Genomic DNA, 25,396 nt, shown 5'->3' on the forward strand with positions numbered 1-25,396 from the left:
CGGCTGGCACGAAAGGGGCGGGTTTCCGCCCCTTTTTGTTGGCGCCTGCTTGCATTTCCGGGACTGGGCGTCATATGCGCCCGGTAGGTCACAGCGGGCAATCCCGTGGTCGCGGGTCGGCCATGACGGGTTGGTTACAGTAGCGGCATTGCCGTCAAGAATTGGAGAGTTCGAATGAGCGCATTGGACATTCAGGGCCTGGGTATGGTGCCCATGGTGATCGAGCAGTCGGGTCGCGGCGAACGCGCCTATGACATCTATTCGCGCCTGCTCAAGGAGCGCGTGGTGTTTCTGGTCGGTCCGGTCAACGACCAGTCGGCCAACCTGGTGGTGGCGCAGCTGCTGTTCCTGGAAAGCGAAAACCCCGACAAGGACATCTCGTTCTACATCAACTCGCCGGGTGGCTCGGTCAGCGCGGGCATGTCGATCTTCGACACGATGAACTTCATCAAGCCCGATGTGTCGACGCTGTGCATGGGCATGGCTGCGAGCATGGGGGCCTTCCTGCTTGCTGCGGGCGCCAAAGGCAAGCGTTTCGCGCTGCCGAACTCCAAGATCATGATTCACCAGCCACTGGGCGGCACCCAAGGGCAAGCCACGGAGATCGAGATCCATGCGCGCGAGATCCTCAAGACCCGCGAACAGCTCAACAAGATTCTGGCAGAGCGCACCGGCCAGCCGCTGGAGAAGATCGAACGCGACACCGAGCGCGACTACTACCTGACCGCTGCCGAATCGGCCGAATACGGCCTGATCGACAAGGTCATCGACAAGCGCGGCGCCGCAGCCTGAGGCTGAATTCAGCCGACGAAGTCATGTAGAAGTATTCATGGCTTCGTCGGAAAGTGGTTGTCCGCCCGCTTTTCCCCGGTTTGGCCCCCTTGGGGGTTGATCTATCATTGAACGCCTTGCAACCGCAGCATTTCTCGCATCCGCACATCCATGGCCGACAAAAAAGCCGCTTCCGGTGAAAAAGCGCTCTACTGCTCCTTTTGCGGTAAGAGCCAGCACGAGGTCAAGAAACTGATCGCCGGGCCGTCGGTGTTCATCTGCGACGAGTGCATCGATCTGTGCAACGACATCATTCGCGACGAGCTGCCCGGGCTTGAGGCGGTCAAGAGTTCATCGGACGATCTGCCCACACCGGTCGATCTCAAATCCAATCTCGACAACTACGTCATTGGCCAGGAGACAGCCAAGCGCGCTCTGGCCGTGGCGGTGTACAACCACTACAAGCGCCTGCGCCACAAGCAGGCAGCCCGCAAGGACGAGGTCGAGCTGTCCAAGAGCAACATCCTGCTGATCGGGCCGACCGGTTCGGGCAAGACCTTGCTGGCGCAGACGATGGCCCGCATGCTCAACGTGCCTTTCGTGATGGCCGACGCGACCACGCTGACCGAAGCCGGCTACGTGGGTGAGGATGTGGAAAACATCGTTGCCAAGCTGCTGCAGAGCTGCAACTACGACGTCGAGCGTGCGCAGCAGGGCATTGTCTACATCGACGAAATCGACAAGATCACCCGCAAGTCGGACAACCCCTCCATCACGCGCGATGTGTCGGGGGAAGGCGTGCAGCAGGCGTTGCTCAAGCTGGTGGAAGGCACCATGGCCAGTGTGCCCCCGCAAGGTGGGCGCAAGCACCCGAACCAGGACTTCCTGCAGGTCGATACGTCCAACATCCTGTTCATCTGTGGCGGCGCGTTCGCCGGTCTCGAAAAAATCATCGAGAACCGCACCGAAGCGTCGGGCATGGGGTTTGGTGCGGTGGTGCGCAGCAAGCAGCAGCGCAGCCTGACCGAGGCGTTCAAGGACATCGAGCCGGAAGACCTGATCAAGTTCGGCCTTATCCCCGAACTGGTGGGGCGCCTGCCGGTGATTGCCAGCTTGGCGGAACTCAGCGAGGACGCGCTGGTCGAGATCCTGACCGAGCCGAAGAATGCGGTGGTCAAGCAGTTCTCGCAGTTGCTGTCCATGGAAGGGGCTGAGCTGGAGGTTCGCCCGGCCGCACTCAAGGCCATTGCCCGCAAGGCACTGGCCCGCAAGACGGGCGCGCGGGGCCTGCGCTCGATCCTTGAGAACGCGCTGATCGACACGATGTTCGATCTGCCCAGTGTCAGCAATGTCGAGAAGGTGGTGGTCGACGAGTCCACCATCGAAGAAAACAAGCCGCCTTTGTTGGTTTACCGCGAAGCGGCCAAGAAGGCTTGATGGCCTCTGCGGGACTGGACGCCGAGTCCGGTCCGGTTGGCGGGCCGCTTGAAACGAGGTCCGCTGGTCCCATCTGACCATTTTGTAGAGGTTGCCAAATGTCCGGACAAACCCCCCTGCCCAGCACCCCGGTGGATCTGCCGTTGCTGCCCTTGCGTGATGTGGTGGTCTTCCCCCACATGGTCATCCCGTTGTTCGTCGGTCGGCCCAAAAGCATCAAGGCGCTCGAATCCGCGATGGAGTCCGAGCGTCGCATCATGCTGGTGGCCCAGAAGGCTGCGGCCAAGGATGAGCCGACGACCGAAGACATGTTCGAGATGGGCTGTGTGGCCACCATCCTGCAGATGCTCAAGCTGCCCGACGGTACCGTGAAGGTGCTGGTGGAAGGCTTGCAGCGTGCCAAGGTGCTGGACATCCACGACACCGAAACCCACTTCGTGGCGCATGTCGATCCGATTGCGCCCGGGGCCGAGCGTGCACAAGCCACCGACACCGAGCTCGAAGCCTTGCGCCGGGCGGTGATGCAACAGTTCGACCAGTACGTCAAGCTCAACAAGAAGATCCCTTCGGAGATCCTCACCTCGATTTCCAGCATCGACGATGCGGGCCGCCTGGCCGATACCATCGCCGCGCACCTGCCGCTCAAGCTGGAGAACAAGCAGGTGGTGCTGGACCTGGATACGGTGAGCAAGCGCCTGGAGAATCTGTTCGAGCAGCTCGAACGCGAAGTCGATATCCTCAACGTCGACAAACGCATCCGTGGGCGCGTCAAGCGCCAGATGGAAAAGAACCAGCGCGACTTCTACCTGAACGAGCAGGTCAAGGCGATTCAGAAGGAGCTGGGTGAGGGCGAAGAGGGTGCCGACCTCGAAGAGATCGAGAAGAAGATCAAGCTGGCCAAGATGCCCGCCGATGCGCGCAAGAAGGCCGAGAGCGAGTTCAAGAAGCTCAAGCTGATGTCGCCCATGTCGGCCGAAGCGACCGTGGTGCGCAACTACATCGATGCGCTGGTCGGCCTGCCCTGGAGCAAGAAGACCAAGATCAAGCACGACCTGGCCAATGCCGAGGCGGTGCTCAATGAAGATCACTACGGGCTGGACAAGGTCAAGGACCGCATCCTCGAATACCTCGCGGTCCAGCAGCGGGTGGACAAGGTCAAGGCGCCGATCCTGTGCCTCGTGGGGCCGCCTGGTGTGGGTAAAACCTCGTTGGGTCAGTCGATTGCCAAGGCCACCGGGCGCAAGTACGTCCGCATGGCGCTGGGTGGCATGCGTGACGAGGCCGAGATCCGCGGCCACCGCCGCACCTACATCGGCGCCATGCCGGGCAAGGTGCTGCAGAGCCTGAACAAGGTCGGCACGCGCAATCCGTTGTTCCTGCTGGACGAAATCGACAAACTGGGGACCGACTTCCGAGGTGACCCGTCGTCGGCGCTGCTGGAGGTGCTCGACCCCGAGCAGAACCACACCTTCGGCGACCACTACGTCGAGGTCGATTTTGATCTCTCTGACGTGATGTTCGTGGCCACCAGCAACTCGATGAACATTCCGCCGGCCCTGCTGGACCGGATGGAGGTCATCCGACTGTCGGGTTACACCGAGGACGAAAAGACCAACATCGCGGTGCGCTACCTGCTGCCCAAGCAGATCAAGAACAATGGCATCCGCGATGGCGAACTGGCGGTGACGGAGGCCGCAGTGCGTGACATCGTGCGTTACTACACCCGCGAAGCTGGTGTGCGCTCGCTGGAGCGTGAGCTCTCCAAGATCTGCCGCAAGGTGGTCAAGGGGTTGCTGCTCAAGAAATACACGCCGCAGGTGGTGGTCACCGACGAGAACCTGAGCGAATTCCTGGGGGTGCGCAAGTACACCTATGGCCGCGCCGAACAGCAAAACCAGGTCGGCCAGGTGGTGGGACTTGCCTGGACGGAGGTCGGTGGCGACCTGCTCACGATCGAAGTGGCGATCATGCCCGGTAAGGGTGTGATCACCCGCACGGGGTCGCTGGGCGACGTGATGAAGGAATCCGTGGAAGCTGCCCGCACCGTGGTGCGCAGCCGGGCCCGTGTGCTGGGTATCAAGGACGAGCTGTTTGACAAGCGCGACCTGCACATCCATGTGCCCGATGGTGCCACGCCCAAGGACGGTCCGAGTGCCGGAGCGGCTATGACGACGGCCTTGGTGTCGGCGCTCACAGGGATTCCGGTGCGAGCCGATGTGGCCATGACGGGTGAAATCACCTTGCGTGGCGAAGTCACGGCGATCGGGGGTCTCAAGGAAAAGTTGCTGGCTGCACTGCGTGGCGGCATCAAGACCGTGATCATTCCTGAGGAGAACGTGAAGGATCTGGCCGAGATTCCCGACAACGTCAAGGAAGGTCTGGAGATCATTCCGGTGAAGTGGATCGACAAGGTGTTGTCCATCGCATTGGAGCGCCAGCCAGTGCCCCTGACGGACGAGGAAGTGGCTGCGCAAGTGGCGGCGGTCTCGGCTGCGGCGCCGTCACCGGACGCCGTGAAGCACTGAGTGCAAAAAAATCCGGGGGCTTGAAAAACTCCGGTTTTTTGCGCTAGAATTCCAGCTTCTGACGAACTTCACCAAACGTCAGAAGTTTGCGGGAATAGCTCAGTTGGTAGAGCGCAACCTTGCCAAGGTTGAGGTCGCGAGTTCGAGCCTCGTTTCCCGCTCCAAATTCAAAAAGGGAAGCCCGGCTTCCCTTTTTTGTCGGATGAGGTGGGCCGGTTTTGCTGGTCCATTGCATGGGGCGCGTTAGCAAAGCGGTTATGCAACGGATTGCAAATCCGTCTAGGGCGGTTCGACTCCGCCACGCGCCTCCAGCCACCTTGTGGTGCCGGCAAACGGTTATGCGGGAATAGCTCAGTTGGTAGAGCGCAACCTTGCCAAGGTTGAGGTCGCGAGTTCGAGCCTCGTTTCCCGCTCCATATCCGAAAAAGGGAAGCTCCGGCTTCCCTTTTTTTCTGGCCACGCCAAGTGATGCCTGCTCCGAAGGGTTGACGCGACCTGCGACAATGCTTGCGGGCCCCGGTGGTGAAACTGGTAGACACAGCGGACTTAAAATCCGCCGCCTCTAACCGGGCGTACCGGTTCGATTCCGGTCCGGGGCACCACGGCATCCTGCGCTAGGTTTTTTCCGGTTTCACCGGTACAGTGAGTTTCCATGACCCGATACAACGCCCCCTTTGAAATCCATGTGCATGGCGATGTGTCGCTGCGCGAGGATGTGGCGTACGAGCAGATTCAAGAGGCGCTCAAGCCCCTTTGGCAGTACGCGGGCGCCCGCTCTCTGGCCGCTGCGGCCGAGAGTGCCTATGAAGATGAACCCGGCATCCGGTTCGACGCCGGAGACCACTTGCTGCAGATCTGCTGGACCGTCCCGGGTGACGAAGACTTCCGTCAGGTGATCGAGGATGCCTGCATGGGTCTCAACGAGATTGCGGCTGCAGGAGCCCCCCTGGAGGTGTCTTTCTACGATACCGAGTTCGACGAGGACGAAGCGCCCGAGGATGCCGAGGCCCGTGACGATTTCATGATGTGTTTCGTCGGGCCGACACCCGCTGCCATCATGCAGGTCCAGCGTGATCTGCTGGTCCAGGATGTGGTGCATGTCATGGAGCGCCATTTCGATGCCACCGAACTCGGTGACGTGGTGGCGGCCATTGACAAGCTGTTCACTCAGCGTTTTGACGATCTGGTGAGCTCCATGCAACTGGGCAAACCGCCTCGTGGTCACGGTGGCCCATCGCATGGCGGCCCTCGCAAACCCCGCCATCTGCATTGAACGGCGGCAATCCGCTCCAGCCTGACTCTGTGCGCAACCAGGCTGGTCAATGAAGGCACTGTTCGCTGCCGATGCGCTGAATCCCGGCGTGCGGCGGCGCGAAGTGTTCGGTTGGGCGATGTACGACTTCGCCAATTCCGGATACACCACGGTGGTGCTGACGGCGGTGTTCGCCGCCTATTTCGTGGGCGCCGTGGCCGGAGGCCGTCCTTGGTCCACGTTTGCCTGGACGGCGGCGCTGAGTCTGTCCAATGCGCTGGTGATGCTCTCGATTCCTGTGATGGGGGCCTGGGCCGACCGGCGGGCTGCCAAAAAGCGCCTGCTCATGATCGTGACGGCGGGTTGCGTGCTCAGCACCGCCGCGTTGGCCGGGGTACAGCCGGGGGGGGTTGTGCTCGCGTTGGTGCTGGTGGTGGTGTCGAACGCCTGTTACGCCTGGGGAGAGTCTCTGGTTGCGGCATTCCTTCCCGAGTTGGCGCGACCAGAAGCGATGGGGCGTGTCAGTGGCTGGGGCTGGAGTCTGGGCTATCTGGGGGGCATGTTGGCGCTGGGGCTGAGCCTGGCCTATGTGTTGTGGGCCCAGGCACAGGGGCAGTCGGCCGACCGCTTTGTGCCCGTCACCATGCTCATCACGGCAGTGACTTTCGGGCTGTCCGCCGGTGTCACATTCGCGCTGGTGCGTGAGCGCCCGGCAGCCGAGACGGCCTCTGCCTCCGTGGCGCTGGGCTGGCGAAGCTCCTGGCGGCAACTGGGTCAGACCCTGCGCGAAGCACGGCAGTACCGTGATTTCCTGTGGTTGCTGGGATGTGCCGTCGCGTACCAAGGTGGGGTTGCCGTGGCGGTAGCGCTGGCCGCCATCTATGCGGAGCAGGTGGTGGGGTTCGCCCAGCAGGAGACCATGGCGTTGATCTTCGTGCTCAACATCGCGGCCATGCTCGGAGCGTTCGTGTTTGGCTATGGCCAGGACCGCCTGGGCCACAAACGGGCCTTGGGCATCACGTTGATAGGGTGGGCCGTTACTTGCATCATCGCGGCGCTGACGACCACCAAAGGGGGGTTCTGGTGGGCTGCCGTCATCGCCGGCCTGTGCATGGGCTCCAGCCAATCGGCCGGTCGGGCCATGGCGGGGGTGTTGGCACCGCCCGCCCGCTTGGCTGAGTTTTATGGCCTGTGGACATTTGCCATTCGCCTGGCCAGCATTCTGGGGCCCCTGAGTTACGGGGTGATCACTTGGGCCACAGGGGGCAACCAGCGGCTGGCGATCGGCTTTACGGCCGGGCTGTTTCTGGTGGGGCTGGCCCTGCTGCAGCCGGTGGACATGCAGCGTGGCCGTCAGCGCGCCCTGCAGCCATCCAGGCCGTCGGGAGGGGATTGAAGCCGGCTCAGTAGGACAGGGCCCGTGGCAGCCCCTTGGCCTCTTCAACCCAGCGAGCGACTTCGGTCTCGGTGGGCAATCGCCGCACCATCTTGCGGGCTGTGTTGGCGGCAGTGAGTGCCTGGTGCAGGTTGTCCGGCCGGCGCCTGGCCAGTTCCGGCACCGTGTCCACGCCGGCGGCTTCCAGCAGTTCGGCGTATTCGGAGCCAATGCCATTGACCCGGTAGAGGTCGACCATGTTGGCGAACTTGAGAACCTGCTTTTCGCTCAGGCCCGTCTTTTCGGCCAGAGCTTTGCGCAGCGCCGGGGTTCGGGTCTGGGTAAGCAGACTGTCGGTGTCCTTGGCGCCGGCCTGGGTCAGTTTGTCGGCGATGACGGGACCGATGCCTTCGACATCGATGATCTTGCGGTTGGCCATACAAAGTCCTTTCCACGGATAAGACGCCCCGGAGGGGCCCTTCGCGCAATGTACTGAAACCCTGGCGGGCTGACCAGAGGGCTGGCAGAAGCTGCGTCGGCCTGTGCCGGAGTTCACATTGGCGAAGGGGCCGTGCGTCAGGCTTGCCACAGCTGCGCCTGTTCGGGAACCCCGAGCCAGCGGTGGGCGAGCCGGGCCAGCATGGTGGGATCGGCCGTGCTGAGCAGGGTCAGCGAAGCATGCGCGTGGGCGGGGCTCGGACGGAGCGCGAGCAGTACCTCCCGGGTGCGCCGCGCCACCGGTGTGCCGGTTTCTATCAAGTGCGCCTGGCCGCCGCACAGAGGGCGCAGGATGTCGGCCGCAAACAGGTAATGGGTGCAGCCCAGGACCCAGGTGTCGATCTGCTGGGGTGAGGGGACAGTGGCTTGTACCGCATGGACGTAGCGCTCGCACAGGGTCTGGATCAGCGCCGTGTCATCGCGTTCAATGGCCTGGGCGAGGCCGTCGCAGGCCTGGCTGTGAAAGTGTGGTCCGCTGCCATCGCCCTTTTGCAGCCGCTGTTGCAGTTGGTGGAAACGCGCGCTTTCCACCGTTCCTCGGGTAGCGAGTACGCCGATGTGCCCGGTGGCAGTGAGCGCGGCAGCGGGTTTCAGCGCCGGCTCGACGCCGACGATGGGCAGGTCGTGGTGGGTCTGACGCAGGTGGTCGATGGCCTGTGCGGTGGCCGTGTTGCAGGCCACGACCAGTGCATCCAGCGGGTAGTCGCGCCGCAGCCCTGCTGTGATGCGGTGCGCACGTTCCGTGACTGCCGCCGCACCGCGCTCACCATACGGGGCGTACGCTTGGTCAGCCACGTAGACGAAATGCGCTTCCGGGATGGCCACCAGCAGGGCGCGCAGCACACTCAGGCCGCCCACCCCGCTGTCGTAGACACCCACGGTGTAGCCAGGCGGGCTCAAGCGGCGGCGACCTCGATGCCCTTGAACTCGCCGGTGGCGATGCGCTTTTGCCATTCGGCCGGGCCGGTGATGTGGGCGCTGGTGCCGCCAGCGTCCACGGCCACGGTCACCGGCATGTCGATCACGTCGAATTCGTAGATGGCTTCCATGCCGAGGTCTTCAAAGCCCACGACCTTGGCGGTCTTGATGGCCTTGGACACAAGGTACGCCGCGCCACCGACGGCCATGAGGTAGGCGCTCTTGTGGTTCTTGATGCTTTCGATGGCGACCGGGCCACGCTCGGCCTTGCCGATCATGGCGATCAGGCCGGTCTGCTCCAGCATCATGTCGGTGAACTTGTCCATGCGCGTGGCGGTGGTCGGGCCGGCGGGGCCGACGGCTTCGTCCTTCACCGGATCGACCGGGCCGACGTAGTAGATGACGCGGTTGGTGAAGTCGACTGGCAGCTTCTCGCCCTTGGCCAGCATGTCCTGGATGCGCTTGTGCGCGGCATCACGGCCGGTGAGCATCTTGCCGTTGAGCAGCAACGTGTCGCCGGGCTTCCAGCTCGCCACTTCTTCCTTGGTGAGCGTGTCGAGGTTGACCTTCTTGCTCTTGTTGTAGTCGGGTGCCCAGTCGATCTTGGGCCACAGGTCGAGCGAGGGCGCTTCCAGGTACACCGGGCCCGAACCGTCGAGCACAAAGTGGGCGTGGCGTGTGGCCGCGCAGTTGGGGATCATGGCCACGGGCTTGGAGGCCGCGTGGGTGGGGTACATCTTGATCTTGACGTCGAGCACCGTGGCCAGGCCGCCCAGGCCCTGTGCGCCGATGCCCAGCGCGTTGACCTTCTCGTACAACTCCAGGCGCAGTTCCTCGACCTGATCGAGCTTCTCGCCGCGCGCGGCTTTCTGCTGCAGCTCGTACATGTTCAGGTCGTCCATCAGGCTTTCCTTGGCCAGCAGCACGGCCTTTTCGGCGGTGCCACCGATGCCGATGCCCAGCATGCCCGGCGGGCACCAGCCGGCACCCATGGTGGGCACGGTCTTGAGCACCCAGTCGACCAGGTTGTCGCTCGGGTTCATCATGATCATCTTGGACTTGTTCTCGGAGCCACCACCCTTGGCAGCGACGGTGATGTCCACCTTGTTGCCGGGAACGATCTGGGTGAAGATCACCGCCGGGGTGTTGTCCTTGGTGTTCTTGCGCGCGAACTGCGGGTCGCCCACGACCGAGGCGCGCAGCATGTTATCGGGGTGGTTGTAGCCACGGCGCACGCCGTCGTTGATGGCGTCTTCCAGTCCGGCGGGGAAGCCCTCCCAGCGCACGTCCATGCCGATCTTGAGGAACACGTTGACGATGCCCGTGTCCTGGCAGATCGGGCGGTGTCCGGTGGCGCTCATCTTCGAGTTGGTGAGGATCTGCGCCATCGCGTCCTTGGCCGCCGGGCTTTGCTCGCGCTCGTAGGCGCGGGCCAGGTGGGCAATGTAGTCGGCGGGGTGGTAGTAGCTGATGTACTGCAGCGACGCAGCGATGGACTCCACGAGGTCGTGGTAGCGGATGGTCGTGGTCATGGTGGGGTCTTTGTTGGGGACAGAACCTGGGAATTATCGCCGCCGCCCTGACGCTGTGCTTGTCCTGCACCGGGAGGCTTTCTGGGGCTTTAGTGTTTGGGAATGGTTCGTGTTTGCAATAATGTGGATCATCTTTCTCTGACCCTGCCAATCACCTTGCCATGAGCACGACCCGTACCGAAAAAGACACCTTTGGACCCATCGAAGTGCCTGCCGACAGGCTGTGGGGCGCGCAGACCCAACGCTCGTTGCAGAACTTCGATATCTCGGGCGAGAAGCAGCCGCGCGAGATCATCAGGGCGCTGGCGCAGGTCAAGCGCGCCTCGGCCGCCGTCAACCATGCGCTGGGGCTGCTCGACGCGAAGAAAAAGGATGTCATCGTCGCGGCGGCGCAGGAGGTCATCGACGGGCGGCATCCTGATGAATTTCCGCTCGTGGTCTGGCAGACAGGATCGGGCACGCAGACCAACATGAACCTCAATGAGGTGATCGCCAACCGGGCCAGCGAACTGCTGGGCGGGGAGCGCGGGGAGGGGCGGCTGGTGCATCCCAACGACGACGTGAACAAGAGCCAGTCGTCCAACGACGTGTTTCCCACGGCTTCGCACGTGGCCGCAGTGGATGCGCTGACGAACCGGCTGCTGCCTGCCATTGACGTGCTGTCAAAGACCCTGGCGCAAAAGGCCCGGGACTTCGACCACATCGTCAAGATCGGCCGCACCCATCTGCAGGACGCCACGCCCCTCACACTGGGCCAGGAGATCTCGGGTTGGGTGGCGCAACTGGAGCATGGCAAGAAGCATGTGCTGGCCGCGTTGCCGCATTTGCACGAACTGGCGCTGGGCGGCACGGCCGTCGGCACGGGGCTGAATGCACCCAAGGGCTATGCCGAAGGTGTGGCGCAGGAACTGGCCCGCATCACCGGGCTGCCGTTTGTGAGCGCGCCCAACAAGTTCGAAGCATTGGCTTCCCAAGACGCGCTGGTGCACGCGCACGGTGCGCTCAAGACCCTGGCGGCCAGCCTGAACAAGATCGCCAACGACGTGCGCTGGCTGGCCAGCGGCCCGCGCAGCGGGATCGGGGAGATTCGCATTCCCGAGAATGAGCCCGGCTCGTCCATCATGCCCGGCAAGGTCAACCCGACACAGAGCGAGGCGCTGACCATGTTGGCGGCGCAGGTCATGGGCAACGATGTGGCGATCAACATCGGTGGCATGTCGGGCAACTTCGAGCTGAACGTGTTCCGCCCGATGGTGGCCCACAACTTCCTGCAGAGTGTGCGGCTGCTGGCCGATGGCATGGTCAGCTTCAATGACCACTGCGCGGTGGGCATAGAGCCCAACCTGGAGCGGATCGATCACCTGGTCAAACAGTCGCTGATGCTGGTCACTGCGCTGAACCCGCACATTGGCTACGACAAGGCCGCTGCCATTGCCAAAAAAGGTCACAAGGAAGGCACCAGTCTGCGCGATGCCGCGATCGCGTCGGGCTACGTTACGGCCGAGCAGTTTGACGAATGGGTGGTGGCCGAGCACATGGTCGGCCGTTGAACGGCGCTGCCAGCGCAAGCGCTGGCAGACGTCGCTTCTGGTTCAATGTTCGGGGGTGTCTGCCACCGGATGCATGATGCGGTCGGTGGCGGCGATGGCCATCGCGCTGAGCAGGAAGACCACATGGATCAGCGTCTGCCACATCAGCACCTTTTCCGAGTAGTTGCCGGCGTTGATGAAGGTCTTGAGCAGATGGATGGAGCTGATGCCAATGATGGCGGTGGCCAGCTTCACTTTGAGCACCGACGCATTGACGTGGCTAAGCCATTCGGGCTGGTCCGGGTGGTCCTGCAGGTTCATGCGGCTGACGAAGGTCTCGTAGCCGCCCACGATGACCATGATGAGCAGGTTGCTGATCATCACCACGTCGATGAGCGCCAGTACCACCAGCATGATGACCGTCTCGTTCAGGCCGGTGATTTCCACGTCCGATTTGTAGCCGATGCTCTCGACCAGCTTGTGCAGTGCGACCTCACTGCCGAAGGCCGCTTCGATCAGGTGCACGAGCTCCACCCAGAAGTGGAAGACGTAGATGGCCTGGGCAGCGATCAGGCCGATGTACAGCGGCAGTTGCAGCCAGCGGCTGGCAAAAATCAGGTTGGGCAGCGCGCGCGTGGTGCCCGGGGTTTTGACGGGAGGGTTCATGGGCGGAGACAATGGAAAATGGGCTGCCGCAAGGCGGCAAAACTGGCGGTATTGTAGGTCTGCGAGGTGCACGAGCAGGCCGTCTGCGCGTGTGTTGCGCCGCAGCATGTAAGTGGCTCGTAAGAGCCTTTGCGCACATTTCGGCCGGTCTTTTGGTTCCCTGCAACATCTGAGGAGACAACGCATGTCCACACCGTCATCGGCGATCGAATCCACCCTGGTCGAGAACCGCGTTTTCGAACCCAGTGAAGCCACGGTCAAGGCAGCGCGGATTGCCGGCATGGGTGCCTACGAGGCACTGTGCGCCGAAGCCGACAAGGACTTTGAAGGTTTCTGGGCCCGCCAGGCGCGCGAAAACCTGGTTTGGAGTAAGCCGTTTACCCAGGTGCTCGACGCGTCGAACAAGCCGTTCTATAAGTGGTTCCAGGATGGCGAGCTCAATGCCTCGTACAACTGCCTCGACCGGCACATCGGTACGCCGGTCGAAGACAAGACCGCCATCATTTTTGAAGCCGACGACGGCGCTGTCACGAAAGTCACGTACAAGGAACTGCTGGCCAAGGTGGCCCAGTTCGCCAATGCGCTGAAAGCACGGGGTGTGAAGAAGGGTGACCGTGTGGTCATCTACATGCCGATGACCATCGAGGGTGTGGTGGCCATGCAGGCTTGCGCTCGGATCGGTGCCACCCACAGCGTGGTGTTCGGGGGCTTCTCCGCCAAGGCGCTGCAGGAGCGCATTCAGGACGTGGGCGCCGTGGCGGTGGTCACGGCCAACTACCAGATGCGTGGTGGCAAGGAACTGCCGCTCAAGGCCATCGTTGACGAGGCGCTGGGTCTGGGCGGCTGTGAGTCGATCCAGACGGTGATCGTCTATGAGCGCACCAAGACCGCCGTGAACATGGTTGCCGGCCGCGACATCACGATGAGCGATGCCCTGGCCGGGCAGTCGACCGATTGTGCGGCCGAGCCGGTGGGCGCCGAGCATCCGTTGTTCGTGCTCTACACCTCCGGCTCCACGGGCAAACCCAAGGGGGTGCAGCACAGCACGGGCGGCTACCTGCTGTGGACCCGGCTCACCATGGACTGGACCTTCGACATCAAACCGGAAGATGTGTTCTGGTGCACGGCCGACATCGGCTGGATCACCGGCCACAGCTACGTGGCCTACGGCCCGTTGGCCGCCGGTGCGACGCAGATCGTGTTCGAAGGCGTACCGACCTATCCGAACGCAGGCCGCTTCTGGCAGATGATCGAGAAGCACCAGTGCACGATCTTCTACACGGCACCCACGGCCATCCGCTCGCTCATCAAGGCTTCGGACAGTGACGAGAAGGTGCATCCGAAGAACTGGAACCTCGGCTCGCTCCGCATCATGGGTTCGGTGGGTGAGCCGATCAATCCGGAAGCCTGGATGTGGTACTACAAAAACGTTGGCGGTGAGCGTTGCCCCATCGTCGATACCTTCTGGCAGACCGAAACGGGGGGGCACATGATCACCCCGCTGCCGGGCGCCACGCCGCTGGTGCCGGGGTCTTGCACTTTGCCACTGCCGGGCATCGCCACCGCCATCGTCGACGAGACGGGCAACGACGTGCCCAATGGATCGGGTGGCATCCTGGTGGTGAAGAAGCCCTGGCCTTCGATGATCCGCACCATCTGGGGTGACCCGGAGCGTTTCAAGAAAAGCTACTTCCCGGAAGAACTCAAGGGCTACTACTTGGCTGGCGATGGTGCGGTACGCAGCGCTGATCGCGGTTATTTCCGCATCACCGGCCGCATCGACGATGTGCTGAACGTTTCGGGCCACCGTATGGGCACCATGGAGATCGAGTCGGCTTTGGTGGCCAAGTCCGATCTGGTGGCCGAAGCCGCCGTCGTGGGACGCCCGGACGACCTGACCGGCGAAGCCATCGTGGCGTTCGTGGTGCTCAAGCGCCCGCTGCCCACGGGGGACGAGGCCAAGGCGCTGGCCAACGAACTGCGCAACTGGGTAGGCAAGGAAATTGGTCCGATCGCCAAGCCGAAGGACATCCGCTTTGGCGAGAACCTGCCCAAGACCCGTTCGGGCAAGATCATGCGCCGCCTGCTGCGCTCAATCGCTAAGGGGGAAGCCATTACCCAGGACACCTCGACGCTGGAAAACCCGGCCATCCTGGAGCAGCTCGCCAAGACCAACTGAGAAATCCTGCCCCGATCTGCGTCTGTGGGTGGGGCCTTCACTGCAGCAAAAAGCCCGCCATTGGCGGGCTTTTTGCTGGACAAGCGAGTGGCTTATTTCTGACTCAGGATCCAGGCCACGAGCTTTTTGGCGTCGGCTTCGCTGACCTGGGGGTTGGCGGGCATCGGGATGGCGCCCCACACGCCCGAGCCCCCCTTGATCACTTTGGCGGCCAGTGCATCGGCAGCCTTGGCGTCACCGGCGTATTTTTTGGCCACATCCTTGTAGGCGGGCCCCACCAGTTTCTTGTCGACGGCGTGGCAGGCCATGCAGTTCTTGCTCTTGGCCAGCGCTTCATCGGCCATGGCAGGGGCAGAGATGGCGGCCACAGCGGCCATAATCAGGAGAGCACGTTTCATGGGGTTATTCCTCTGGAATGGAAGTGTGAATCTCACGAGCCAATTCTACCCAGTCGCCCGGGCTTCGATACGCGTGGTTACAGCTTCTTGCCGGCTTCACGGGTGCTTTACCGGAGGATGTGATGTATTTGTTGATTCTGGGTCTGCTGATGGCGCTTCTCAAGTTCCTAGAGTTCGGCTTTCTGGCTGAAGTCTCCTGGTGGTGGGTGCTGGTTCCGTTCGGTTTGGCCGCTTTGTGGTGGGTCTGGGCCGACAGTTCGGGTTACACCAAACGCAAGGCCGCCGAGAAGATCGAGCAGAAAAAGCGCGACCGCATCGAAAAGCACCGCGAATCGCTGGGCTTGCACAAGCGCCGCCATTGAGGGCAGGGTAATCCCGGGAACGGGATGGGACAGCAGGGCTTTGGTGCGTGACCGATAATCCAGAGTCCCCCCGTCCCCACTTTTTGCTCCGACATGCCTGCTTACCGTTCCAAGACCTCCACCGCTGGCCGCAACATGGCTGGTGCGCGCTCGCTGTGGCGCGCCACCGGCATGAAGGATGAGGACTTTGCCAAGCCCATCATCGCCATCGCCAACAGCTTTACCCAGTTTGTTCCCGGCCATGTGCACCTGAAGGACCTGGGCCAACTGGTGGCGCGCGAGATCGAGGCTGCTGGTGGTGTCGCCAAGGAGTTCAACACCATCGCGGTGGATGATGGTATCGCCATGGGTCACGACGGCATGCTGTACTCGCTGCCCAGTCGCGACATCATTGCCGACTCGGTGGAATACATGGTCAACGCCCACTGCGCCGACGCGCTGGTGTGCATCTCCAACTGCGACAAGATCACGCCCGGCATGCTGATGGCTGCCATGCGGCTGAACATCCCGGTGGTGTTCGTCAGCGGCGGCCCGATGGAAGCAGGCAAGGTGCGTCTGGCCAATCCGGTGACCCAGACCATCGAAATCAAAAAACTCGACCTGATCGATGCCATGGTGATGGCAGCCGACAGCAAGGTGAGCGATGCCGACGTGGCCGAGATCGAGCGCAGCGCTTGCCCCACCTGCGGCAGTTGTTCCGGCATGTTCACCGCCAACTCGATGAACTGCCTGACCGAGGCCCTGGGCCTGTCGCTGCCGGGCAATGGCACCGTGGTGGCCACCCATGCCGATCGCGAAAGCCTGTTCAAGCGGGCTGGTCACCTGATCGTGGCACTGGCCAAGCGCTATTACGAAGGCGACGATGCCAGCGTGCTGCCGCGCAGCATCGGCAAAAAGGCCTTCGAAAATGCGATGACGCTCGATATCGCCATGGGCGGCAGCACCAACACCATCCTGCACATCCTGGCTGCGGCGCAAGAGGCTGGCATCGACTTCACGATGACCGACATCGACCGCCTCTCGCGCAGCGTGCCCCAGCTGTGCAAAGTCGCACCCAATACCAACAAGTACCACATCGAAGACGTGCACCGTGCGGGCGGCATCATGGCCATCCTGGGTGAACTGGCGCGCGGTGGCAAGCTGCACCTGGATGCGCCCACCGTGCATGCCAAGACCCTCGGTGATGCGTTGGCCCAATGGGACATCGCGGTCAGCAACGACGAGGCGGTGCAGACTTTCTACAAGGCTGGTCCGGCTGGCATTCCCAGCCAGGTGGCTTTCAGCCAGGCCACACGCTGGCCCAGCCTGGATCTGGATCGGGCCGACGGCTGCATTCGCAGTGTGGACCACGCATTCAGCCGGGAAGGTGGCTTGGCCGTGCTGACCGGCAATATCGCGCAGAACGGCTGTGTGGTGAAAACCGCCGGCGTGGACGACAGTCTGCTCGTTTTCGAGGGCCCCGCCCATGTGGTGGAGAGCCAGGATGAGGCGGTGGACCACATCTTGAATGACCAGGTCAAGGCGGGTGACGTGGTCGTGGTGCGCTACGAAGGCCCGAAGGGCGGCCCTGGCATGCAGGAGATGCTCTACCCCACGAGCTATATCAAGAGCAAGGGCCTGGGCAAGGCCTGCGCCCTGCTGACCGATGGCCGCTTCTCGGGCGGCACTTCGGGGTTGTCCATTGGGCACTGCTCGCCCGAGGCTGCTGCTGGCGGCAACATCGGGCTGGTGCGCACCGGCGACCGCATTCGCATCGACATTCCCAGCCGCACGATCAACGTGCTGCTGAGCGATGACGAACTGGCCCGCCGCCGAACCGAACAAGATGCCAAGGGTTGGAAGCCGGCCGAGCCACGCCCGCGCAAGGTGAGTGCCGCGCTGAAAGCCTACGCACTGCTGGCCACCAGTGCCGACAAGGGCGCGGTGCGCGACCTTTCCCAACTGTAAGCCGTAAGGCGTCGTGGCCGCTGTACGGAGGCCCGGCGCCGGGTGAGGCTCCATGCGCACTGCGGCCTGCGCATGGCCGGGTTCTTGCCACCAGAGTCCGGCACAATCTCGGGCATGCTGATTCACCCGCAGATCAATCCCATCGCCCTTGAGCTCGGCCCGGTGGCGGTTCACTGGTACGGCCTGACCTATCTGGCCGCGTTCGCGTTGTTCATGTTGCTGGGGCGCGCTCGTCTCAAGCATGAGCCCTATGCTTCCATGACCGGGCCTCGCCCCTGGTCCGCCCGGGATGTCGAGGACATCCTTTTCCTGGGGGTGCTGGGCGTGGTGGTGGGCGGTCGCCTGGGGTACTGCCTGTTCTACAAGCCTGCGTACTACCTCGCACACCCGCTGGAGGTCTTTGCGGTCTGGCAAGGTGGCATGAGCTTCCACGGTGGCATGCTGGGTGTGCTGGTGGCCATGGTCTGGTACGCCCGCAGCCGTCAGCGACCCTGGCTTCAGGTGATGGATTTTGTCGCGCCCTGTGTGCCCACCGGTCTGGCTGCAGGCCGCGTAGGCAATTTCATCAACGGCGAGCTCTGGGGGCGCGTGGCCGATCCTTCATTGCCCTGGGGCATGGTGTTCAGGGGCGCGGGGGATCTGCCGCGCCACCCGTCGCAGGTCTACCAGTTCCTGCTCGAAGGGCTGTTGCTGTTTGTGGTGCTGTGGCTGTTTGCGCGGCGGCCCAGGCCCATGGGGCAGGTGTCGGCCCTGTTCCTCATGGGGTATGGCGTGCTGCGCTTCGTGGTGGAGTTTTTCCGCGAGCCTGACGCCCATCTGGGCCTGCTGTCGCTCGGACTCAGCATGGGCCAGTGGTTGTGCGTGCCCATGGTGCTAGCGGGTATGGCGCTGTGGGTCTGGGCGGGCCGTCGGGCGCTGGTGCCCGCCCGGGGCTGAGGCATGGCGGGCCAGGTTCTGTTGCTCATCGAAGGGGCGGTGGCGCGGGTGGTGCTTTCGCATCCGGGGCGGTTCAATGCCATGTCGCGCAGCATGTGGCGCGACTTGCGCACCACGTTCGTCGCCTTGCAGGCGCGTGATGATCTGCGCGGCGTGATCGTGTGTGGCGATCAAGGGCATTTCTGCGCCGGGGGCGACATTTCTGAATACCCGGGTTTTCGCTTCGACGAAGCGGGGTTGCGCGATTTCCATGAGAACGACGTCTGGGGTGGTCTGCAGGCCATGCTGGATTGCGACCTGCCGCTGATTGCGCAGATTGAAGGCAACTGCATGGGGGCGGGGGTGGAAATCGCCAGTTGCTGCGATATACGGATTGCCGGCGAGGGGGCGAAGTTCGGCGCACCCATCGCGAAGCTGGGCTTTCCCATGGCGCCGCGGGAGGCCGAGCTCGTGGCGCGTGAAGCCGGGCTGGCAACGGCGCGGCAGATGTTGCTGGAGGCGGTGGTGCTCGATGCTGCCGAGATGCTCCGGCGTGGTTTTGTGCAGGCTGTGCTGCCCGATGCGGAGGTCGTCATCGATGTGGTCCAGCGTGTGCAACGCCTGGCGCGTTGGGCGCCGCAAGCGGCACGTCTGAACAAGCGCACATTGCGAGCACTGGCGAGCGGCCGATCCGCCGAGTCTTTGTTGTCCGAAGCCTATGCCTATGCGGACAGTGCGGAACACCGCGAGGGCATTGGTGCGTTCATGGCGAAGCGGTCACCGGCGTTTTGAGCAGGCCTGTCGGCGCGCCGGTCATCCCAGGAGAATTCATGGAGAACCAGAACCTTTTCAGTGCGCTGCGCGCGTCCTTTCCTGCTGATCTGGATGACCTCGCCATCGAGACCGATGACGGCCTGCGCTACAGCTGGCGTGATCTCGACCGGGCCACCGCCATGATGGCGAATCTGCTGGATGCGCTCGATCTGCCAGCGCATTCGCGCATTGCCGTGCAGGTGGAGAAATCGGTCGAGGCCTTGGTGTTGTACCTGGCCACGCTGCGTGCCGGTCACGTGTTCCTGCCCCTGAATACCGCTTATCGGCAGGCAGAAATCGCGTACTTCATCGGCAATGCCGAGCCGGCGGTGGTGGTGTGCGCGCCGGCGAACCACGGTTGGGTGAGCAAGCTGGCCTTTCAGGCAGGCACCCGCTATGTGTTCACCTTGGGTGAAGACCGCACGGGCAGCTTGCTGGACCGTGCTGCCCCCATGCCGGACAGCCATGCGCCGGCGGTTCGGAACGCCGACGATCTGGCCGCGATTCTCTATACCAGCGGGACCACCGGACGCAGCAAAGGCGCCATGCTCTCGCACGGCAATCTGCTGAGCAATGCGCAGGTGCTGCGGGACTACTGGCAGTGGCAACCCGACGATGTGCTGATCCATGCGCTGCCCATCTTCCATGTGCACGGCCTTTTCGTGGCCATTCATGGTGCGCTCATCAATGGCAGCCGGATGATCTGGCTGTCGAAGTTCGATCCGAAGCGGGTTGTTGAAAAACTGCCGGAAGCCACCGTGTTCATGGGCGTACCCACGCTGTACGTGCGCATGCTGTCCGAGCCGGCGCTCACCCAGGCGCAAGCGGCGCGCATGAGGTTGTTCATCTCAGGGTCGGCACCCCTGCTGGTTGAGACCTTTCGCGATTGGCAGACACGCACCGGCCACACCATCTTGGAGCGTTATGGCATGAGCGAGACGGTCATGCTCACGTCCAACCCCTGTGGCGTGGACCCGCGCCATGCCGATGCTACCGAGCGCCGGGGCGGAACGGTGGGCTTTCCCTTACCGGGTGTCGATCTGCGTGTGGTGGGCGAGGCGGGGCAGGGTGTGGCGAGCGGTGAGATCGGCGGAATTCAGGTGCGCGGTCCGAATGTGTTCCGGGGCTACTGGCGCATGCCAGAGAAGACTGCGGAAGAGTTCACCGCCGACGGTTTTTTCAAGACGGGCGATGTGGGCCGGATCGATGCCGATGGTTATGTGACGATCGTGGGGCGCAGCAAGGACCTGATCATCTCCGGTGGCTACAACGTCTATCCAGCCGAGATCGAATCCGTTATCAACGAGATGCCGGGGGTGGCCGAGAGCGCGGTGGTGGGGGTACCGCATCCGGATTTTGGCGAGGTCGGCGTGGCCGTTGTGATTGGCCGTCAGGGTGCGGATATTGACCCAGAGCCGGTGCTGGCCGATCTCAAAGCACGTCTGGCCAACTTCAAGATTCCCAAGCACTGCGTGGTCGTGACCGAACTGCCGCGCAACACCATGGGCAAGGTACAGAAAAACCTGCTGCGCGAGCAGTACAGGGGCCTCTTCGGGTAAGAGGCTTTTGCCGAGTGGGCGCAGCCCTCAAGGAGGCTGCCCGCACAGTTCCATCAAGGTGGTTGCGGGCAGCGTGTGGGTGTTGGGCTGTTATCTCAACACGAGCACCGGGATGTGCGAGTGCGTCAACACCTGTTGGGTCTCACTGCCCAGCAACAGCCGCTTGAGGCCTTTGCGTCCATGCGAGGCCATCACAATCAGATCCACCTTGTTGCGCTTGGCGGCCGAGATGATGGCTTCGGCAATCAGGTCGGACTTGACGGTGATGGGCTTGACCTTGACCTCCCGTTTCTGACCGGCTGCCTTGACGGCATTGACCGCTTCCATGGCTTCGTCCTGCCATTGCTTCTCGATCTTGGCCACTTCGGCGGCCGCCAATGCCACGCCCCCTTCAAAGTAGGTCTGCGGGTAGCGGGGAACGACTTTGACGGCCACGATTTCAGCGCCGGTGATGTCGGCCAGTCCAATGGCGTGTTCGACGGCCAGATTGGACAGTTTTGACCCATCGGTCGCGACCAGAATGCGCTTGTACATCGAGATCTCCTGGGAATATGGTGAAGACAGACAACAGGTTACGCACACAGGGTTCCACCCCGGTTGATATATGTCAAGCCCCGGTTTCGGACCCTGAAGTACGCTCCCGGCCCATGAACAAGGCCCTCGCCGTGCCCCCGGTGGGGCCCTCACCAGAGAGTCTCCCGGCTGGGGAGCCGGTCGATGACGTGTTTGGTGCGCACCGGGGTCCGTTGACGGTGACCGATGACTTCACCGTGCTCGATGACCCTGTGGAGCAGCAGGAGTTCACCACGTACGAACCGGCGGCCGAAGCGTCGCCTGGCGAAGCGGGTGTGGCGCAGTCGGTGCTGCTGGTTCAGGGCATGTACTGTGCCGCCTGTGCCGACACCGTCGAATGTGCGCTGCAGGATCTGCCAGGCGTGGAAAGCGCCCGGGTGCATGCAGCCACCCGCCGGTTGACCCTGCGCTGGGATCCGGCACAGGCGAGACTCTCCGATTTGGCGCAGGCCGTGGGGCGCACAGGGTATCGCCTCCTGCCGTTGCAGCAGGCGCTGTCCATCAGTGAGCGCTTGCGCGAGACGCGCATGGCGCTGTGGCGGCTGTTCGTGGCGGGTTTCTGCAACATGCAGGTCATGATGTACGCATGGCCGGCGTATGTGGCCAAACCCGGCGAGATGCCCGCCGATCTGGAGCAACTGTTGCGCTGGGCGAGCTGGATCCTCAGTGTGCCTGTTGTGACATTCGCCAGCGGCCCGTTTTTTCGCAATGCCTGGCGCGATCTGCGTCTGGGGCACGTCGGGATGGACACGCCGGTGTCCATCGGCATCCTGGTCACTTTTTTGGTGAGCACGGCGGCCACGTTCGATCCATCCGGTCCCTGGGGACACGAGGTGTGGTTCGATTCGCTCACCATGTTCGTGTTTTTCCTCCTGGGTGGACGTTACCTGGAACACAAGGCGCGTGATCGCACGGCGGGGGCACTGGACACGCTCATGAACCGGTTGCCCGAGGTCTGCGATCGTCAGGCGGCGGAAGGGCGCTTCGAAACCGTGTCGGTGCGGCGCTTGTCCGTTGGTGATGTGGTGCGGGTCAGCGCGGGGCAGGCCTTTCCGGGTGATGGCGCCATCCTCAGCGATTCCGCCACGGTGGACGAGGCGCTGCTCACCGGTGAGTCGCATCCGGTGACGCGCTCGGCGGGCGAGTCGGTGGTGGCGGGCAGCTTCAATCTTGCCGGGCCCGTGCTGATGCGCGTGGACCGTCTGGGGCGCGATACCCGTTTTGCCCAGATCGTGGCGTTGATGGAAAAGGCTTCCACGGACAAGCCCCGTTTGGCCGTTCTGGCTGATCGCATTGCGGCCCCATTTCTGGTCATCGTGCTGCTCAGTGCGTTGTTTGCCGGCTGGTATTGGTGGCAGATCGACCACAGCAAGGCGTTGGCGGTTGCCGTGGCGGTGCTCATCGTGACCTGCCCCTGTGCCTTGTCGCTGGCCACGCCGGCGGCCATGCTGACTTCGGCGGGGGCGTTGGCGCGGCGCGGAACGCTTGTGCGGCGCTTGCAGGCCTTCGAGTCGTTGGCGGGCATCGACGCGGTGGTGTTCGACAAGACCGGCACGCTCACCCATGATCGTCTCGAACTCGAAAGTGTCCGGGCTCGCGAAGGATGGACGTCAGCCATGGTTCTGTCGCTGGCCGCTGAGCTTGCGCAAGGTTCTCTGCATCCGGTTTCGCGTGGCATTGTGGCGGCCGCCAAGCTGGCGAACCCGATGGAGGGTGCTCCTTCAGCGCTTGGAGATTGTCGTGAACTGGCTGGCCAGGGCTTGCAAGCCCTGAGGGCCGACGGGACGGTCGTCCGCCTCGGCTCTGCCAGCTTCTGTGGGCTGGCTGCGGATACCGCCAACGAGACCCCAAAAGCTTATCTGGCCGATGCCGACGGGTGGTTGGCCACTTTCGAGCTGCGAGAAGGGGTGCGCGAAGATGCCCGGGCAACGGTGGCCGCCTTGCACGATTTGGGTGTCCAGACTTGGCTGTTGTCGGGAGATCGCCAGGCAGCCGCGGAGCGGGTTGGGCGTGAGGTGGGTGTGGGCGCTGTGATTGCGGGTGCAACACCAGAACGCAAGCTCGCCGAGCTGGAAGCCCTTCAGGCGAAAGGGCGCCGTGTGGCGATGGTGGGCGATGGTCTCAACGACGGCCCGGTGCTGGCACGTGCACACACGTCATTTGCATTGGGGCACGCCGCAGCGCTCGCACAGGCCCAGTCCGATTACATCATTCAGGGCGGGCGTCTGATGGATGTGGTCTTGACGTTGCGCCAAGCCCGTTCCACCATGCGCATCGTGCGGCAGAACCTGGTGTGGGCCGCGCTGTACAACGCGGTGAGCATTCCGATGGCGCTGGTTGGCTGGATGCCCCCGTGGCTGGCCGGCCTGGGCATGGCAGGCAGTTCCCTCCTGGTGATCGGCAATGCCTTGCGTCTGGCGGGCTCCACGCGGGCGCGGGCCTGAGAAGGCTTTCGCTCATCAACTCAACCTGGGTTTGACCATGGACATTCTGTACTTGCTTATTCCGCTTTCCGTCCTGCTGGTCTTTGTCATCATCGGCGTGTTCTGGTGGGCTTTGCAGTCGGGGCAATTCGACAACATCGAGCGCGAGGGCGAGCGGGTTCTCAGAGGCGATTGACTTACGTCAAGGCGGCAGTGGGTGCCGAAAACGACACTCCCGCTGGTGACATTTACGAGGAGTTCTGTATGTCCGTGACAACAAAGACCGGCCAACCGGCGGTCTACAACGACAGCGTGGTTCGCTGGTTCTCCATCGCTGCCGTGATTTATGGCGTGGTGGGGATGCTGGTGGGCGTGATCATCGCGGCCCAGCTGACTTGGCCCGAGCTCAACATGGGGATCGAATGGATCACCTACGGCCGCTTGCGACCGCTGCACACCAATGCGGTGATCTTCGCCTTCGGAGGGTGTGTGCTGTTCGCGACGAGCTACTACGTTGTCCAGCGGACTTGTCACACCCCGTTGTTCTCCAATGCGCTGGCGTGGTTCACGTTCATTGGCTGGAACATCGTCATCGTTTCTGCGGTGATCACCCTGCCGCTGGGCATTACGTCCGGCAAGGAATACGCCGAACTGGAATGGCCCATTGACATCCTGATTGCGGTGACCTGGGTGGCCTACGCCATCGTGTTCTTCGGCACGGTCGGTATCCGCAAGGTCAAGCACATCTATGTGGCCAACTGGTTCTTCGGCGCTTTCATCATCGCCGTGGCGCTGCTGCACATCGTCAACAGCGCGGCCGTGCCGGTCGAACTGTTCAAGTCGTACTCTGCCTACGCCGGCGTGCAGGACGCGATGGTGCAATGGTGGTATGGGCACAACGCCGTGGGCTTCTTCCTGACCGCCGCTTTCCTGGGCATGATGTATTACTTCATCCCCAAGCAGGCCGAGCGTCCCGTGTATTCGTATCGCCTGTCGATCGTGCACTTCTGGGCCCTGATCTTCACCTACATGTGGGCCGGCCCCCACCATCTGCACTACACCGCGCTGCCTGACTGGGCGCAGTCTCTGGGCATGGTGTTCTCCCTCATCCTCCTCGCTCCCAGCTGGGGCGGCATGATCAACGGGATCATGACGCTCTCGGGTGCCTGGCACAAGCTGCGTGACGACCCCATCCTGCGCTTCCTGATCGTGTCGCTGTCGTTCTACGGCATGTCCACCTTCGAAGGCCCGATGATGTCCATCAAGACAGTCAATGCGCTGTCGCACTACACCGACTGGACGGTGGGCCACGTGCACTCCGGCGCTCTGGGCTGGGTGGGGCTGGTGTCCATGGGCTCGCTGTACTACCTGATCCCGCGCCTGTTCGGTCAGAAGAAGATGTATTCGGTGCCCGCCATCGAACTGCACTTCTGGATCGCCACCATCGGTATCGTGCTGTACATCGCCGCCATGTGGATCGCCGGGGTGATGCAAGGTCTGATGTGGCGCTCGGTCAACCCCGATGGCAGCCTGACCTACACCTTTGTCGAATCTGTCAAGGCCACCTTCCCGTTCTACGTGATCCGTCTGCTTGGCGGCGTGCTGTACCTGACCGGCATGATCGTGATGCTCTGGAACGTGGTGATGACGGCTCTGCAAGGCCGCGCCGTGAACGCGCCCGTGATCGCCGTCAACCCTGCCCACGCCTGATCAGGAGAACAACA

21 protein-coding genes and 4 tRNA genes are annotated in these 25,396 nt (G+C 62.9%); 19 read left to right on the plus strand and 6 right to left on the minus strand.

What is annotated here, in order from left to right; translation table 11 throughout:
• Positions 1-174 precede the first annotated feature (174 nt).
• The 9 genes from clpP to QQK43_RS00610 all read left to right on the plus strand — a co-directional run bounded on the left by clpP (position 175) and on the right by QQK43_RS00610 (position 7,381).
• A complete protein-coding gene (gene clpP / locus QQK43_RS00570) occupies positions 175-792 on the plus strand; it encodes an ATP-dependent Clp endopeptidase proteolytic subunit ClpP (protein WP_284306184.1) in 618 nt (205 codons plus the stop codon).
• Positions 793-942: 150 nt separating this feature from the next.
• Positions 943-2,208: an ATP-dependent Clp protease ATP-binding subunit ClpX gene (gene clpX / locus QQK43_RS00575; RefSeq protein ID WP_234265412.1), complete on the plus strand. Its 1,266-nt coding sequence runs from the start codon at positions 943-945 to the stop codon at positions 2,206-2,208.
• 98 nt (positions 2,209-2,306) lie between these two features.
• Complete coding sequence (gene lon / locus QQK43_RS00580; RefSeq protein ID WP_234265413.1) at positions 2,307-4,733, plus strand: endopeptidase La; 2,427 nt, start codon at positions 2,307-2,309, stop codon at positions 4,731-4,733.
• Positions 4,734-4,821: 88 nt separating this feature from the next.
• Positions 4,822-4,897: transfer RNA gene (locus QQK43_RS00585), tRNA-Gly, on the plus strand.
• Positions 4,898-4,970: 73 nt separating this feature from the next.
• Positions 4,971-5,044: transfer RNA gene (locus QQK43_RS00590), tRNA-Cys, on the plus strand.
• A 29-nt stretch (positions 5,045-5,073) separates the two neighbouring features.
• Positions 5,074-5,149: transfer RNA gene (locus tag QQK43_RS00595), tRNA-Gly, on the plus strand.
• Positions 5,150-5,246: 97 nt separating this feature from the next.
• Positions 5,247-5,335: transfer RNA gene (locus tag QQK43_RS00600), tRNA-Leu, on the plus strand.
• Positions 5,336-5,385: 50 nt separating this feature from the next.
• Positions 5,386-6,006 carry a DUF6806 family protein gene (locus QQK43_RS00605; protein WP_234263252.1) on the plus strand — a complete coding sequence of 207 codons (621 nt, stop codon included), beginning with the start codon at positions 5,386-5,388 and terminating at the stop codon, positions 6,004-6,006.
• Between the two features lie 49 nt (positions 6,007-6,055).
• Positions 6,056-7,381, plus strand: a complete 1,326-nt coding sequence (locus QQK43_RS00610; protein ID WP_284306186.1) for an MFS transporter — start codon at positions 6,056-6,058, stop codon at positions 7,379-7,381.
• 7 nt (positions 7,382-7,388) lie between these two features.
• Here QQK43_RS00610 and QQK43_RS00615 read toward each other — a convergent pair whose 3' ends face one another.
• The 3 genes from QQK43_RS00615 to QQK43_RS00625 form a co-directional block, all read right to left on the minus strand.
• Entirely contained in the window at positions 7,389-7,799 is a 411-nt protein-coding gene (locus tag QQK43_RS00615; RefSeq protein WP_284306187.1) for a DUF4332 domain-containing protein, read from the minus strand.
• Positions 7,800-7,936: 137 nt separating this feature from the next.
• Positions 7,937-8,758 carry a glutamate racemase gene (gene murI, locus QQK43_RS00620; protein WP_234263249.1) on the minus strand — a complete coding sequence of 274 codons (822 nt, stop codon included), beginning with the start codon at positions 8,756-8,758 and terminating at the stop codon, positions 7,937-7,939.
• A complete protein-coding gene (locus tag QQK43_RS00625) occupies positions 8,755-10,308 on the minus strand; it encodes a fumarate hydratase (RefSeq protein WP_284306188.1) in 1,554 nt (517 codons plus the stop codon). The genes murI and QQK43_RS00625 overlap by 4 nt, the downstream gene beginning before the upstream one ends.
• Before the next feature lie 161 nt (positions 10,309-10,469).
• On the opposite strand from QQK43_RS00625, the gene fumC reads away from it, so the two are divergent.
• A complete protein-coding gene (gene fumC / locus QQK43_RS00630) occupies positions 10,470-11,858 on the plus strand; it encodes a class II fumarate hydratase (RefSeq protein ID WP_284306189.1) in 1,389 nt (462 codons plus the stop codon).
• 42 nt (positions 11,859-11,900) lie between these two features.
• On the opposite strand, the gene QQK43_RS00635 is transcribed toward fumC, so the two are convergent.
• Positions 11,901-12,503, minus strand: a complete 603-nt coding sequence (locus tag QQK43_RS00635; RefSeq protein ID WP_284306190.1) for a TIGR00645 family protein — start codon at positions 12,501-12,503, stop codon at positions 11,901-11,903.
• Positions 12,504-12,687: 184 nt separating this feature from the next.
• Here QQK43_RS00635 and acs point away from each other — a divergent pair, with 184 nt between their 5' ends.
• Entirely contained in the window at positions 12,688-14,682 is a 1,995-nt protein-coding gene (gene acs, locus QQK43_RS00640) for an acetate--CoA ligase (protein WP_234263245.1), read from the plus strand.
• Positions 14,683-14,774: 92 nt separating this feature from the next.
• Here acs and QQK43_RS00645 read toward each other — a convergent pair whose 3' ends face one another.
• Positions 14,775-15,080: a c-type cytochrome gene (locus tag QQK43_RS00645; RefSeq protein ID WP_234263244.1), complete on the minus strand. Its 306-nt coding sequence runs from the start codon at positions 15,078-15,080 to the stop codon at positions 14,775-14,777.
• Between the two features lie 122 nt (positions 15,081-15,202).
• Here QQK43_RS00645 and QQK43_RS00650 point away from each other — a divergent pair, with 122 nt between their 5' ends.
• The 5 genes from QQK43_RS00650 to QQK43_RS00670 all read left to right on the plus strand — a co-directional run bounded on the left by QQK43_RS00650 (position 15,203) and on the right by QQK43_RS00670 (position 20,676).
• The gene (locus QQK43_RS00650) at positions 15,203-15,442 is read left to right on the plus strand and encodes a TIGR04438 family Trp-rich protein (protein WP_284306192.1); all 240 of its coding nucleotides are present in this window, start codon (positions 15,203-15,205) and stop codon (positions 15,440-15,442) included.
• A 93-nt stretch (positions 15,443-15,535) separates the two neighbouring features.
• Entirely contained in the window at positions 15,536-17,389 is a 1,854-nt protein-coding gene (gene ilvD, locus QQK43_RS00655) for a dihydroxy-acid dehydratase (protein ID WP_284306193.1), read from the plus strand.
• Between the two features lie 114 nt (positions 17,390-17,503).
• Positions 17,504-18,325 carry a prolipoprotein diacylglyceryl transferase gene (lgt, locus tag QQK43_RS00660; RefSeq protein ID WP_284306195.1) on the plus strand — a complete coding sequence of 274 codons (822 nt, stop codon included), beginning with the start codon at positions 17,504-17,506 and terminating at the stop codon, positions 18,323-18,325.
• 3 nt (positions 18,326-18,328) lie between these two features.
• Positions 18,329-19,096, plus strand: coding sequence for an enoyl-CoA hydratase/isomerase family protein (locus QQK43_RS00665; protein ID WP_284306196.1), 768 nt, complete (start codon positions 18,329-18,331; stop codon positions 19,094-19,096).
• Positions 19,097-19,134: 38 nt separating this feature from the next.
• Positions 19,135-20,676 (plus strand): malonate--CoA ligase, encoded by a 1,542-nt coding sequence (locus QQK43_RS00670; RefSeq protein ID WP_284306198.1) that lies wholly within the window; start codon positions 19,135-19,137, stop codon positions 20,674-20,676.
• A 90-nt stretch (positions 20,677-20,766) separates the two neighbouring features.
• On the opposite strand, the gene QQK43_RS00675 is transcribed toward QQK43_RS00670, so the two are convergent.
• A complete protein-coding gene (locus tag QQK43_RS00675) occupies positions 20,767-21,210 on the minus strand; it encodes a universal stress protein (RefSeq protein ID WP_284306199.1) in 444 nt (147 codons plus the stop codon).
• A gap of 113 nt (positions 21,211-21,323) precedes the next feature.
• Here QQK43_RS00675 and QQK43_RS00680 point away from each other — a divergent pair, with 113 nt between their 5' ends.
• The 3 genes from QQK43_RS00680 (at position 21,324) to ccoN (ending at position 25,382) form a co-directional block, all read left to right on the plus strand.
• Complete coding sequence (locus QQK43_RS00680) at positions 21,324-23,693, plus strand: heavy metal translocating P-type ATPase (protein WP_284306201.1); 2,370 nt, start codon at positions 21,324-21,326, stop codon at positions 23,691-23,693.
• 37 nt (positions 23,694-23,730) lie between these two features.
• The gene (gene ccoS / locus QQK43_RS00685; protein ID WP_234263236.1) at positions 23,731-23,868 is read left to right on the plus strand and encodes a cbb3-type cytochrome oxidase assembly protein CcoS; all 138 of its coding nucleotides are present in this window, start codon (positions 23,731-23,733) and stop codon (positions 23,866-23,868) included.
• 68 nt (positions 23,869-23,936) lie between these two features.
• Complete coding sequence (gene ccoN, locus QQK43_RS00690) at positions 23,937-25,382, plus strand: cytochrome-c oxidase, cbb3-type subunit I (protein ID WP_234263235.1); 1,446 nt, start codon at positions 23,937-23,939, stop codon at positions 25,380-25,382.
• The last annotated feature ends 14 nt before the right edge of the window (positions 25,383-25,396 follow it).

It is taken from the genome of Hydrogenophaga electricum, from assembly GCF_030160815.1.
Lineage (GTDB): Bacteria > Pseudomonadota > Gammaproteobacteria > Burkholderiales > Burkholderiaceae_C > Hydrogenophaga > Hydrogenophaga electricum.